Annotated in this window: 12 protein-coding genes; 4 read left to right on the top strand and 8 right to left on the bottom strand. The window is 36.6% G+C overall.

The genetic code is table 11. From position 1 onward, the window contains the following. Positions 1-19 precede the first annotated feature (19 nt). The 3 genes from LG307_RS10595 to LG307_RS10585 are packed head-to-tail and all read left to right on the top strand — an operon-like array spanning position 20 to position 3806. The gene (locus LG307_RS10595; protein ID WP_404450220.1) at positions 20-1000 is read left to right on the top strand and encodes an ATP-binding protein; all 981 of its coding nucleotides are present in this window, start codon (positions 20-22) and stop codon (positions 998-1000) included. Next, positions 997-2574, top strand: a complete 1578-nt coding sequence (locus tag LG307_RS10590) for a TniQ family protein (RefSeq protein WP_404450219.1) — start codon at positions 997-999, stop codon at positions 2572-2574. The genes LG307_RS10595 and LG307_RS10590 overlap by 4 nt, the downstream gene beginning before the upstream one ends. 44 nt (positions 2575-2618) lie before the next feature. Beyond that, a complete protein-coding gene (locus LG307_RS10585) occupies positions 2619-3806 on the top strand; it encodes a hypothetical protein (protein WP_404450218.1) in 1188 nt (395 codons plus the stop codon). A 739-nt stretch (positions 3807-4545) separates the two neighbouring features. On the opposite strand, the gene LG307_RS10580 is transcribed toward LG307_RS10585, so the two are convergent. The 4 genes from LG307_RS10580 to LG307_RS10565 form a co-directional block, all read right to left on the bottom strand. Further along, positions 4546-5112 (bottom strand): cysteine hydrolase family protein, encoded by a 567-nt coding sequence (locus LG307_RS10580; protein WP_404450217.1) that lies wholly within the window; start codon positions 5110-5112, stop codon positions 4546-4548. Between the two features lie 346 nt (positions 5113-5458). Further along, positions 5459-7903, bottom strand: a complete 2445-nt coding sequence (gene parC, locus LG307_RS10575) for a DNA topoisomerase IV subunit A (protein ID WP_404450216.1) — start codon at positions 7901-7903, stop codon at positions 5459-5461. Positions 7904-7906: 3 nt separating this feature from the next. Further along, positions 7907-9883 carry a DNA topoisomerase IV subunit B gene (gene parE, locus LG307_RS10570; protein WP_223493458.1) on the bottom strand — a complete coding sequence of 659 codons (1977 nt, stop codon included), beginning with the start codon at positions 9881-9883 and terminating at the stop codon, positions 7907-7909. A 232-nt stretch (positions 9884-10115) separates the two neighbouring features. Beyond that, positions 10116-10529 carry a CoA-binding protein gene (locus tag LG307_RS10565; protein ID WP_404450215.1) on the bottom strand — a complete coding sequence of 138 codons (414 nt, stop codon included), beginning with the start codon at positions 10527-10529 and terminating at the stop codon, positions 10116-10118. A 195-nt stretch (positions 10530-10724) separates the two neighbouring features. Between LG307_RS10565 and plsY the strand changes: the two genes are divergently transcribed. After that, entirely contained in the window at positions 10725-11330 is a 606-nt protein-coding gene (plsY, locus tag LG307_RS10560) for a glycerol-3-phosphate 1-O-acyltransferase PlsY (RefSeq protein WP_404450214.1), read from the top strand. 72 nt (positions 11331-11402) lie between these two features. On the opposite strand, the gene LG307_RS10555 is transcribed toward plsY, so the two are convergent. The 4 genes from LG307_RS10555 to LG307_RS10540 form a co-directional block, all read right to left on the bottom strand. Continuing rightward, positions 11403-11801: a VOC family protein gene (locus LG307_RS10555; protein ID WP_404450213.1), complete on the bottom strand. Its 399-nt coding sequence runs from the start codon at positions 11799-11801 to the stop codon at positions 11403-11405. Next, a complete protein-coding gene (locus LG307_RS10550) occupies positions 11798-12379 on the bottom strand; it encodes a nucleotidyltransferase family protein (RefSeq protein ID WP_404450212.1) in 582 nt (193 codons plus the stop codon). The genes LG307_RS10555 and LG307_RS10550 overlap by 4 nt, the downstream gene beginning before the upstream one ends. Positions 12380-12480: 101 nt before the next feature. Then, entirely contained in the window at positions 12481-13062 is a 582-nt protein-coding gene (locus LG307_RS10545; RefSeq protein WP_404450211.1) for a histidine phosphatase family protein, read from the bottom strand. A 120-nt stretch (positions 13063-13182) separates the two neighbouring features. Continuing rightward, a complete protein-coding gene (locus LG307_RS10540) occupies positions 13183-13953 on the bottom strand; it encodes a sporulation protein (RefSeq protein ID WP_404450210.1) in 771 nt (256 codons plus the stop codon). Positions 13954-14183: the final 230 nt, after the last annotated feature.

Raw genomic sequence — 14183 nt, 5'->3', positions numbered from 1 at the left:
TTGAAAAGAGGAACTGTTTATGGAAGAGAAAATAATAAGTAACCAAAACCGACCATCTATCCCGATAGGTGGACATCCAGTTGAGACTGGGGACTACATCATTGACACAATTGCAATTAACGAAATATTAGAACCAATGAGACACTGGATACAAATGAGAGTTCCAGGAGGAATTATTTATGGTGCTCCTAGATTAGGAAAGACAAGAGCGATTAAATATATTCAAAATATATTTGACTACAAATACCCAAACCAATGGTTGAATCTGAGAATTAAGACAAGAAAAAGAAAAACACCAAACGAAGATGCATTTTTCGAATTCTTCTTAAAGGATGTAGGACACGATTTGTACTCACAAGGTAAAGCTGTTGCCAAAAGGAACCGGTTATCAAATTTCTTAATGGATAAAGGAGATCAGACGATTAGAAAACAAATAGTATTATTTATTGACGATGCCCAAAGGTTAACTGACATTGAATTTGAGTGGCTTATGGACATATATAATGAACTTGATTCATTCGGTATTACTTTAACGACAATTTTAGTTGGTCAAAATGAACTTACCCATCGACGAAGCACTTATCTAACAACAGCAAAGCAAATTGTCGGAAGGTTCATGGTGCATGAAGAAAGATTTTACGGAGTGAGAGAAATGGACGAATTATCCTATATGTTATCTTCTTATGACGAAATAACAGAGTTTCCAGTTGGGAGTAATTGTAGCTATACAAACTTCTTTTTCCCAAATGGATTTAATAAAGGTTTTAGATTAGAAAATGAAGCAGAATATATTTGGAGTTCATTGTTAGAGTTAAGAGCCGAAAATGGAATAAATAAAAAAGTTGAAGTCCCAATGCATTACTTAATCTCAATTGTTAACCATGTATTACTAGAATACGGTGCCAACAACGTTGATAATATTGACTGGCCCACAAAGACATTATGGAAAGAAGCAATAAAAGTATCTGGTTTCATTCACGCGGAGGTGCTTCAGTCATGAAATCAGGGAAGTTAGTATTTTCGTTTGCAGATTTAAAAAAAACAAAAGCTACATGGAGGTCTAGCTGGATTTTAGATTACGAATCACCATGGAGTGTAATTCAAAAGTTTTGTCACTATAACTCAATTTCTTTTAGACAATTTCTATTAAAGGTTGGAAATGACAATGTGCGTAAATTGAAAGGGAAAATCGGACAAGTTCATAAGTCAATATACAACTTAAATGGTTTGGACGATAATTTAGTGAAACAATTAATTAGTTTTCCTTTGAAAGAAAAGAACGGAGAATTACTTGACGATATTATAAATCCTTTCTATAATGAAGATTTTTCTATATCTAATTATTTTAGTGCATTCTTACGCTTATGTCCGCTCTGCATTGAAAAGAAATATCACTCCACTCTCCATCAATTCAATCTTATTAAGAAATGTCCATTTCACCAATTAAGTTTATTTACAAATTGCCCCAAATGCAATGAAAACTTTCCGTATATTCTTGAAGATAATAGCTTTTCTCTAGATTATAGATGTAAATGTGGATTTGAATTTTCCTCAAATAAAATCAATCCCTTACCATCGCAAACATTTAAACCAATTTTAAGAGCGCAAGATGTAATCAGTTGGCTCTCATTAAAAAAGAGTGAAATTAATAAAGTTAGAAATAGTATTATTTTTAATGAGCATTTAGTATCTAGAGACGATGAAGAGAAATCAGATAAATATGACCTAAGCTTTTTATTACATTCACTTGATCAAAAGTACATGATTGCAACTCTTGGTGAAAATTATGATTATCTAGAGAAAAGGTTAGTGAGAGAGAGAAGAAGAAAAGCTAAATGGATAAAAAGCGTACAGACTTATGAACGTATTTTCACAAAAAAAGATTTAGAAGATCTTCATGAGAAAGCAGATAAAGTATGCTCAAGTATTGCTCGAAATTTAAGAAATACTACGTTGAAAAGTCATAGGGGCTGTATAGTCGAGTTAACAAGATATAGAGAAGAAATTCTCGATAATGAGTTATGTCCTTTAGCTATTGCTTATTCATTATGGAGAGCGAGACTGCAACGTTTTCACAGTTATAAAGATGTAGATAATGAAGGAACCCAGCCATTTTTCAGAAAATATATCTACAAGTATGGATTTCCTGTGAGCCAATATAATTTTTCGAATTACCTTTCTCTATTAGAATATGGAGAAATCTTCCCAAAAAATAATTCCATATCAAGTGTAAGTTACTCCTGGATAACGCTTCACTTAGTTTCAGAATTAATCCTTGCTGAGTTCTATAGATGTTTAGAATATGCTTTGCACAGGAAAGACCCTCCAGAAAAAAATTTTTCAGTTAATTCAATCTACAGTTTAAAATACTTCCCCTTACTTATAATCAGAAAAGAAAATAAAGCATACAAAAAAATAAAAAAAGATATACCTGAGTTATTTTCTCTATTGGAAAATGTTAAGAAAAATTGCAATTGCCCTCAATTCACCGAAAGGGAGAGGCGCAAAAGAAAAAAGGCAAGAGGGATATATTATAAAAGTAATCCGATTACAGAGTCGATTGACAATATATAAACCTGTCCATAATGATAAAAAAGCGATGGGCAGGTCATTATGTTATGTTCACTTGGAAAAAAAGCTGGATACAGCCATATGAATCACTATTAAGTATTTCTGAAAGGTTCAAATTCTGTAATCAAGTTTCAAATATAACCGAGAAAAGTATGGCGCCATTTTGGGAGGAAATATTAGGGGAATCAATTGAAAACAGAAAAGCCAAAGAGGATCTTTCAATCCCTATATTTGGGAGAAGAATACTAAACAATTTTTGTTACCCAAAAGTAAGGGTATGCCCAATTTGCATTAAAATTGGTTACCATAGTTACTTACATCAATTTACTCTTATATCAAAGTGTCCGTTTCACTCAGTAGAATTAATTAGTGGTTGTCCATCATGTGATAAACAGCAGCCCTACAAAAGAGTAATCCCAAATTATTCATTATATTTGTGCTCCTGCGGATATGAATTTGCTTCTGAGATATCTAAGCTAATGAATGGACTAGTATCTACACATACTTTTGATTTATCAATGAAACAAGTAAGATCGTGGCTTGAATCTGATTTGAGAATTAGGAAATCAGTGAAAATTTTTAGATTGACTGGCAGCATACCATTAGAGTTGTTTGAGTTAGTTGAAAACCAAAAATCTGATAATAAGTTTACTATCACTCCTTATAAATATGAAAAAGGTAAAGGGATTAAAAAAACGAGATTAGACAACATTTTCAATTCTTCAAAGAAAATAATTAGTTCTATAAATCGACATATAAAAAGTAAAATGTCTATTGAAGAATTAAGAAATGTTAAACTAATTTCGAGAAATTCACTTAGTGAAATAAAATATACGAGAGGATTAACAACATATTTAATATGGAAATTGCATATTAATATGGCCCGAGATCTTCGTTCCATTGAAAACGGCAGGACAAGGTACCCAATACTACATGAACAACCAAAATTTGCTGCGAAGTTATATGATGTGATCTTATATGACCTTTATGTGATACTTAAGCTCCTGGAAACATCTGAAAAAGATATAGAAAACCTTCTATTAATGATACTTACTAAATCGTTAATTTTTGAATACAATCGGATATCAAGGCGATTACCCAAAGGTAAGAGTAGTACTCTTGAAAACATTATTTACGGTGATTGGGATTTTTTTAATGACGATATTTTTTTTGGAGTATTGATTCATCCAGAGTATCAGGAAGTTTATGTCATTGAAGAGATACCGCAAATATAATCTGTGCTTTTGTGTCAATATGTCTCTAGATTTGTGTCATAACAAACTAAGGATAAACTAAGATTAATATTTATAAGAAGTTCTCATAATTCAATAAATCATTTGAACAGGAATTCAATGGAGCAATATGTGAAAATTCCTGACTTTTGTGTCATAAAGGATATTGTCTAAACTTTTGTGTCACATTTGTCTGTACTTTTGTGTCGCTCGTCAGCAGAGGAGTATCCTAATACTCCTCTAAACTTTATCATTTTTCGGGGTAGACATAATACTAATTATAGGAAGTCGACTTAAAAACGCTATTTTGTATCAAAAACAAAGTAAACTTATGATAGTGAGACGAAACCAATAAAATTGATCAAATACCACAGTTAAATTACTAATTTACCTAATTTGTATTTTCCCAATAAATTTTAATCATTCGTATTAAATCTTGACTCTTAAATCAATTTAAGTGTTACTGTCTGATACAGATTTGACTATTTCATTATTTTAATCAATTGTCTCCTTGGAATCATTTATTATTCTTAAACTAAAGCATCTCTTTTTGCGTAATAAGTTTACATAATATTATTACAGCAATCGATTATTCGAATTGTCCTCTTATCGCTGTCTATTCAGATTTCCCCTTATTCATCTACCATTAGTTAACTCCTTGCAACCCTTTAAAAGCTGGAGTAAAAAAATGGATCGGACTCATTACTGAAAAACAACGCCACGTTTCAAAGGCGTTGTTTTATTAATTACTTATTGTTTGCTGTTGTATCAATTTAACTGCTTCCTTAGTCGTAATTACCTCTGCAAATTCATGATGTAATGCGGATAAAGCGTGGCGATGCACTTCTGCTGCTGATAGCTTCAATCCGTCATAGGAAACAGCCTCATATGCTGCAGTTGCGTCACTACAAACATACGTTCTATAACCGAGGTTTCCAGCCATTCTTACGGTGGTGGATATGCAATGATTGGAGGTCAAACCTATTACAATCAGTGTTTGAAAGCCATTTTTCTTTAAATAGCTATCTAATTGTGTGCCGATAAAACAACTGTTCACATTTTTCCGAATAAAATATTCGTCTTCCAGCGGTTCAAATCCCGGTTTTAAAGCAAATCCAGGGTTACTAGGATGAAGTTTAGAATTTGGGTCTTGAGATACGTGTTGAACGTGAATGATAGGGAACTCTTTTTGTCTCCACACTTTCATAAGTTCTAGCATTCTATCTTCTGCATCTGGGTTATTGCGTTGACCCCATGCTGGATCATCAAATCCTTTTTGTACATCTACAACTAGTAATACCGGTTTCATATTCCATCCCCTCTCTTTCCTCTACTATATTATTAGACCATTGTAATAGATATGCTAGTCATTTTTGAACTGTTCTACCTTTTATTCTTCACCTTCTACCTTAAGATTGAGATTTTCTACATTTCCCTAATTTACTTCTACATTTCCCAAGTCCACTTCTACCTAAAAGTTGAAACCTTCTACATATTTACATTTAAACGCTTATATAGTTTACATAACATAAATATAGTAAACCTAAAACCCTACCCAAAGACCAATCAAATCTTAAATTAAACAACATAAAATACAAAAACCGCCTTTCTACGCAAAAAATTAACGCAGAAAAACGGTCTTAACTAACTTTATGTTATTTATCCTTACTTGCTACTTCCTCTTGCGTCTCAACCCACATCTCCACTACATCTCCTGCCTCCTGTTGATCGAGGACAAAGGATCCGTTTGAATAGCGGTCATTGTTACGGTAAGATGCGGCTGCTAGTTTCTCCACCGTGCCTTTTTCCGTTTGGATATAAATGAAACTAGAAGGTTCCACAAGGTCTACTGCTGCTATTTGGTGAGGGTTATTTTTCACTTCACGCAGCATGACTAGCCCACGTTTAGCACGTGTTGTTTTGTCAAACTCAGTGATTTTCAATTTCTTTACGGCACCGCGATGCGTGGCGATAAACAACATAGCTTTTGATTCTTTTTCAAAGACCACGCCGCTTATGACATAATCATTATCTTTTAGATTTATGCCCTTCACCCCAGCTGCACGGGCACCTACAACATTAATTTCCTCTTCAGTAAACCACAATCCGTACCCGCTTCTCGTTGCCAAGAAGATATCCTGTGTGCCGTCTGTTAGATGAACATCCACTACCTTGTCATCCCCTTTAAGGTTTACAGCCATTAATGGCTTAGAGTAGCGTTGGGCTTTGTAAGCACTCAGTTCCGTTTTCTTGACCATTCCGTTACGCGTTACAAACAACAAGAATTTAGGGTCCTCAAAATTGCTGACTGGTATTGATTTAATAATCGATTCATCACGGTCAATTGGGACAATGTTCGCGACGTGCTGGCCCATGTCCTTCCAGCGGATATCTGGTAGTTCATGAACAGGCAAGAACAAATAGTTTCCTTTGTTAGTGAACAAAAGTAATGTTTGTGTTGTATTGATATCCAGCTTAGAGATGATCCGGTCGGTTTCTTTCATACCGAAATCCTGCCCATTGGATGCTGAGTAGGAACGTAAACTTGTACGCTTTACATATCCATCTTTCGTCACCGTCACAATGACATCTTCTGAAGGTATCATCACTTCAAGATTGATTTTGAGTTCTTCAATCTGATCCTGGATTTTAGAGCGGCGATCATTTGTATAAAGTTTCTTTACTCGTTTTAAATCAGATTTAATTACAGAAAACAGTTTTTTCTCACTTGCTAAAATTGCTTCTAACTCAGCAACCTTTTTAGCAAGTTCGTCCGCTTCAGCCTGCAGTGCCGTGATATCGGTATTAGTCAAACGGTATAACTGCAAGGAAACGATGGCTTCTGCTTGAGGTTCTGTAAAAGTAAACTTGGCAATCAAGTTATCTTTCGCGTCACGCTTGTCTTTAGAAGCACGGATTGTAGCGATTACCTCATCAAGGATAGAGAGTGCCTTCATTAAGCCTTCTACAACATGCTGGCGTTCTTTTGCCCTATTCAACTCAAAACGTGAACGATTAGAGATTACTTCTTTCTGGTGATCTATGTACGCATCTAAAAAGTGAGGTAATCCCATTAATGTTGGGCGTTTTTTATAGATGGCAACCATGTTGAAGTTAAAAGTGATTTGCAGATCGGTATTTTTATATAAATAATTTAGGATACCATTAGCATCTGCTTCTTTTTTAAGCTCAATCACAACACGAAGACCTGTACGGTCGGTTTCGTCTCGCACCTCTGAGATGCCGTCCACTTTTTTGTCATATCGGAGTTCATCGATTTTTTTAACTAAATTAGCTTTGTTTACTTCATATGGAACCTCTGTGATAACAATCTGCTGCTTTCCACCACGGATATCTTCGACTTCAGCCAACCCGCGAACGATAATTTTGCCTTTACCAGTTTCGTAGGCTTTCTTGATTCCTTCTACCCCTTGAATAATACCGCCAGTAGGGAAATCCGGTCCTTTGACAACGGTCATCAGCTCGTCTACCGTGACCGAAGGATTGTCAATGCGCATGATGGTTGCATCTATTACTTCTCCAAGATGATGCGGAGGAATGTCTGTTGCATACCCGGCAGATATTCCTGTAGAACCATTCACTAAAAGATTCGGATACATGGCAGGAAGAACTACTGGTTCCTGAGAGGTATCATCGAAGTTAGGGATAAATTCTACTGTTTTTTTATCAAGGTCACGTAAAAGCTCAGAAGCGATCGGTGATAATCTTGCTTCTGTGTAACGCATTGCTGCTGGTGGGTCACCATCGATGCTACCATTGTTTCCGTGCATCTCGATAAGCATATTACGAACTTTCCAGTCCTGACTCATACGGACCATTGCATCATACACAGAGGAATCTCCATGTGGATGGTAGTTACCGATTACGTTACCGACTGTTTTCGCAGACTTACGGAATGGTTTATCATTCACGTTTCCCTCTGCGTACATGGCATATAAAATTCGTCGTTGTACTGGCTTAAGTCCATCACGTGCATCTGGTAATGCACGCTCCTGGATAATGTATTTACTATAACGTCCAAATCGGTCGCCTAAAACTTCCTCTAGGGGTAGGTCGTGAAATTTCTCTGTCTGTGTCATCTGTTATACCTCCTCAGTTGCGACCAACAAGTTATCATTTTCTAAAATATTTGGATCTTCTTCCAATCCAAAGGCAACATGGCTTTCAATCCATTTACGTCTTGGTTCCACTTTGTCACCCATAAGTGTGGTCACACGGCGTTCTGCACGGGCTGCATCGTCGATTCTAACGCGAATGAGGGTACGAGTATCCGGATTCATCGTTGTCTCCCACAATTGATCTGCGTTCATTTCGCCAAGACCTTTATAACGCTGAATAATATATCCACGGCCAATCTTTTGGATAGCACCTTTCAGTTCCTCATCAGACCATGCGTATTCCAATACTTCTTTCTTCCCGGTTCCTTTGCTCACTTTGTATAGAGGAGGAAGTGCGATAAACACTTTTCCAGCTTCAATAAGCGGCTTCATATAACGATAAAAGAACGTAAGAAGAAGCACCTGAATGTGTGCACCGTCTGTATCTGCATCTGTCATGATAACCACTTTATCATAGTTAATGTCTTCCACTGAAAAGTCCGGTCCCACTCCACCGCCTATTGCATGGATGATCGTATTGATTTCTTCATTTTTAAAGATATCTGCAAGTTTTGCTTTTTCCGTGTTGATGACTTTCCCTCGAAGTGGCAAGACTGCTTGGAAACGGCGATCACGGCCTTGTTTAGCGGAACCGCCCGCAGAGTCACCCTCCACCAGATAAATTTCATTTTTCTGAGGGTTGCGGGATTGTGCTGGAGTCAATTTCCCACTAAGCATCGCATCAGATCGTTTTCTCTTCTTGCCGCTCCTTGCGTCTTCTCTTGCTTTTCGAGCCGCTTCTCTGGCTTGGAAAGCTTTAATGGATTTTTTGACGAGCATTGAGCTAGTTTCAGGATTTTCCTCTAAAAAGTAGGCAAGATGTTCTGAAACCACGCTATCCACCGCAGAACGGGCTTCACTGGTCCCAAGTTTCCCTTTTGTTTGACCTTCAAACTGCAAAAGTTCCTCTGGAATACGAACGGAAATGATTGCAGATAATCCTTCTCGAATATCAGAACCATCTAAATTTTTGTCTTTTTCCTTTAGAAGATTCACTTTTCTTGCGTATTCGTTAAAAATACGGGTCATTGCCGTTTTGGCACCCGCTTCGTGTGTCCCGCCATCTTTTGTTCTCACGTTATTAACAAATGACAAGATCGTTTCTGAATATCCATCATTAAATTGAAAAGCAAAATCTATTTCAATTCCGTTTTGGGCACCTTCAAAAGAAACGACATTGTGAAGCGAATCCTTTTCCTCATTAAGGTAAGTGACAAATGCTTCTATGCCGCTTTCATAATGAAATACCTCTTTAACAGAATTTCTTTCATCATTCAGCTCTATTTTTAACCCTTTTAATAAAAAGGCAGATTCACGGAGACGTTCGCATAATGTCTCAAAGTTATACGTTGTGGTGCTAAAGATCGTTGTGTCCGGTTTAAAATGGATGGTCGTTCCTGTTTGATTAGTTGTTCCAATCTTTTCAAGCGTTGTTACTGGCTTACCGCCGTTTTCAAAACGCTGCTCGTAAACAATACCGTCACGTTTAATCGTAACCGTCAACCATTCTGATAAAGCATTCACAACAGAGGCACCTACACCATGTAGTCCTCCACTTGTTTTATATCCTCCTTGACCAAACTTTCCACCTGCATGTAATACCGTTAAAATTACTTCGGGGGTAGGTTTTCCCATTTTATGCATTCCGGTAGGCATACCACGGCCTTTATCCTTCACGCTTATGCTGTTATCTTTGTGTATCGTCACAATGATATGATCCCCGTAACCGCCTAAGGCTTCATCAACGGAATTATCAAGGATTTCGTATACAAGGTGATGAAGACCTCTGCTGTCCGTACTTCCAATATACATACCCGGACGTTTACGTACAGCCTCGAGACCTTCTAATACCTGTATCGCATCATCGTTATATTCAAACGTATTTTTTGCCACCAAAAACATACCCCTTTCACTACTACTACCAATAAATCACTTTATGTATGAATTTCCTTTTATCTACACGGATTTGTTGTTTCTCCACAACAAATATTCGTTTATATATTATCATACATTTGAAACTTGTCTATGTTCTATTGTATAGGGTTCTTAGACTTTAGCCAATATAATCTGGCGTAAATTGTCATAAAATGAATAAAAATCCTTGTTTTCTTATAAAAACAAGGACGAGTCTGACCTATTTGGTTAAAGCGTGTTCCACTTTAATGCAACGATCCATAATGACAGTATAGCCCTTTTCTTTCAATAGTTCATAGGTTTTTTCATCAGCTAGCCCAAGTTGTGCCCAGTAAACGTCTGCATCTATTTGTAAAAACTCCTCTGCCACTCCATATAAATGCTCAGAGCGACGGAAAACATTGACGATATCTATATGGCCTTTCACATCTTTTAAGGTTGGAACAGCCTTCACGCCAAGTACTTCTTTTACAGTAGGATTAACAGGTATAATCTCATAGCCTGCATCTTGCATCGCTTTTGAAACCATATAGGATGTACGTGCAGGGTTATCAGACAATCCGACTACTGCAATTCGCTTGCTCTTTTTCAATATCTTACCGATTTCTTCTCTGCTAGGTATCTCCATGTTCATCTTTTATTCCCCTTTACTGTTTTTTAAGTTAATTGTTACTGTTATACCCGTTTAAGCTAGTTTTAACAACTTCTAACAACCTGATATTAGTACTTACTCATAAAAATTTCGCCATAACTTGCAATAAACCCTTTGCTTCCTGTTAAATTTAACATATATTAAAGATAGGGATTATTACATAAAGGGGTTTAATGAATGACTGAACTACTAATTATTATACTTGCATACCTCATCGGTTCCATTCCTTTCGCACTTGTAGTGGGAAAAGTAGGCTATGGAATTGACATTCGTGAACATGGAAGCGGAAACCTTGGGGGTACCAACACATTTCGAACATTGGGCGTCAAAGCTGGTATGATTGTAACAATCTGTGACATTTTAAAAGGGACACTGGCTGCCTCTTTGCCATTCTTGCTTGGTGCTGACATTCATCCGCTTCTTGCAGGTGCCTGTGCCGTTGTCGGACATGTTTATCCGATATTTGCAAAGTTCCGTGGCGGGAAAGCAGTAGCAACCTCAGGTGGAGTTCTATTGTTCGCTAGTCCGCTATTGTTCGGCTTAATGTTATTCTGCTTTTTTCTTTTCTTGTTTTTGACGAAATATGTCTCTCTATCTTCTATACTGACCGGAGTTGTTACCACCATTTACAGCATTGCTTTTGGAGATCTTCCGCTTATTATAGCTGTGTCATTGCTAACAGCATTTGTCATTTTTAAACATCGGGCAAATATCGGTAGAATTATCAAGAGAACAGAGCCAAAAATCACATGGTTAAATTTAAAAAAGAAGAAGGTATCTTAAAGCATTCGAGTTTTTCTCGAATGCTTTTTTATATGGTTTCAATGCTACCTTTATTTTCTCCTTTTAAATCCATTATTCTGAAGGAGCCACAAGCTCTACTTTTATCCGGTCAGGGTCTTCAAAAAACGCAGCATAATAGTTTTCCCCGCCAGCATATGGATGTTTGTCAGCATAAAGCATTTTTACTCCTCGAGACATTAGTTTTTCACTTAATTTGTCAACCTGTCCCCGTGATGCTGCATGAAAAGCAAGATGGTTAAGGCCAACCCTGCATCGATGATAAGGAACATCCAAAAATCTTTCTTCAGCTTGAACAAACACGATATATGTATTTTCTATTTTCCAACTCTGACCGCTTTTCCACTCTTGATAGGACTCATACCCAAGTTCTTCAAGCAGCCATCCCCAGAATTCTCTCGTTTTCTTTAAGTCCGACACGTACAATTCTATATGATGAAGCATTCCTGTCATGAATTTACACCTTCCACATGTAATATAGTGATATTCGGCCACAATGCCTGCCAGTTTTTCTGTTTCAAGCGTTTTTCATAAATACTGGTATGCTCTGTTGATTTTTTATAGAGAGGTGTGGGTTTCACCACTAAGTTTAAAAGATCTTGAATACCGCAAGGAGCAACTAATTGCAATTGATTGTCTTGGTCTAATTTAACTCCTATTGCCGTGGCCGTTTCTGGAAAATTAGACATTGCTTCGGTTGAATCTGCATATGGAGGCAAATGATTAATGACGTGCATTCTTGCCTGGTTCTTAACCGACCAAGGTGCAGAGGGGTATAGTTGTAGTAATCTTCTTTCAAGCTGCTTTTCCTTTTCTTCACATACATCATTATTATCAAAATAAATAACATCGATGTCAGGCAATGGCGTTCTATTAGTATACCTGTGTAATGTATCCCAGACTTTTGTTCTGACAAACCCAGCACATATCCACCAATCAGGGAGGTTAAGGGATTTTGCCGCTCTCAATATCTCCATCATCCATTCATCCGATTTAATGAGATTCAGTAAATCTTTTTCAGTTTGCAGCAAGAAATATGCCTCCTTTTACGGTATGCGAACATATATTCTTATTATACAAAAGAAAGCACTATTTTAGCAAGACTTTCCAATCAGATGGTTATTTAGAGATTCTACCTGCCTTTAAGATGTTTCGTGCAATTATATAATTCGCATTCCCACAGTCCTTCCCGAACTTTGACAGTGGAAACAGAGGTATTCTCAAGGTGATCTTCCACCTTAAGGTCTTTCACCAATTCTCTTAAAATATGTCTTATATAGGACCCGTGACTTACCACTAGTACATTTTGATCCTTATGTTTTTCTGTTACTTCTTCAATAAATGAAAGGGCTCGTTTTATTACTATTTCTCTTGGTTCTATCCCCAAGTCCAGATTTCGCCAATCCTCTCCCCATCTCTCAATTCTTTCCGGTTCTGTCGTACCTTCAATTTGACCACCATTTACTTCTTGGAGTCTAGAGTCTAAATACACCTCTTCTACTTGCAGGTTCCTTGCCACAATTTCAGCAGTTTGCATTGCTCTTAATAGGTCACTAGAGTAGATAACATCCCATTCTTCGTTCTTTATTCTATCTGCTAAACTTTCTGCATCCCTAATCCCATCTTGATCAAGTGGAATATTAGTACTCCCTTGTGCTCTTCGTTCCTTATTCCAGGCAGTACTACCATGACGGATAAATCCTAGTTTAGTCATTTCGACACGCTCCTTATGAAATTGAATGAATTTTTAGTTTAATTTATATTGATTGAAATCACAACTTTTTTCATGTAAGAAAGACATCCTAGATAGGATGCCTTCATCAATAATATATTCTTAGCAATAACGGCGAATGGTACTTTCTAATTGCTGTTTAAAGCCCGGAAGATCCTGATTCGTTACACGCATTTTGATAAATGTCTCATCCATTTCCAATGCTTCTGATAGAAAACTACCAAGTCCTCTAACCTTGCGATCTACTTGGAGAATCAGTTCTACTGAATTTCCATTATTGTTAGAGAAAATCATTTCGATTTCATCCAGTTTCCCTCTAAATGGTCCTGATGTTGGAACAAACTCAAACTCTTGTACAAACGGAAAATGATTTTTCCATTTGTATGGCGCTGCCTCACACTCTACTTTCCTTAAACGAAAACCTAATTGCTCCGCAGCACTTATGATTGTCGAAATTAGTGGAGATGGTTTAACTTGGACAATATCTTTATCAGAAGGATCTACTGCATTTTTAATATCTAATCCAGTTTGTAACCATACTTTCGTGTTGCCCATACTTACAGGTGTATCATGTGGAAGTGTTAATGTAAAAGGGATTTCTTTCTTTTCATTTACACCGATCACAAATGAATCGACAACTTTCTTTTTTTCTAGAACAGCCTGTTTGTGTACCTTCGTATCATTCGATTCTTTTATATAATTTGTTAATAAAGTTAAGTGAATTTCATCAATTTGCTGTTCGACAGAACCTCCAGTGATTTCTACAATACCCTTTATTTCCTCACCAGATACAAAACTTGATTCTGTCAATTTAGTATCTACCTTTGCAGCTCCAAACCCTACACTAGCCAATGCCTTGTTAAAAAAAGACATCCCTACTCCTCCATTCAACTTGAAAAATTTATTAGACGATAATAATACGATAAAAAATAGGTTAAGGTTTCAAAAAGATAAATAATTTAATTTTCAGAATAAAAGATGGGCAATCTCTTAAAATTTAAAAATAGGTTCAAGACAATAGGGATAATCGTAACTTTATACCCCTTTATGTTTTATCTTGTAATTACTCTTAGGGCTATAGCAATTTAGGTGATATTATGGAT

Source organism: Sutcliffiella horikoshii, from assembly GCF_044809035.1.
GTDB lineage: Bacteria > Bacillota > Bacilli > Bacillales > Bacillaceae_I > Sutcliffiella_A > Sutcliffiella_A horikoshii_G.
This window is presented reverse-complemented; position numbering and strand designations above follow the sequence as displayed.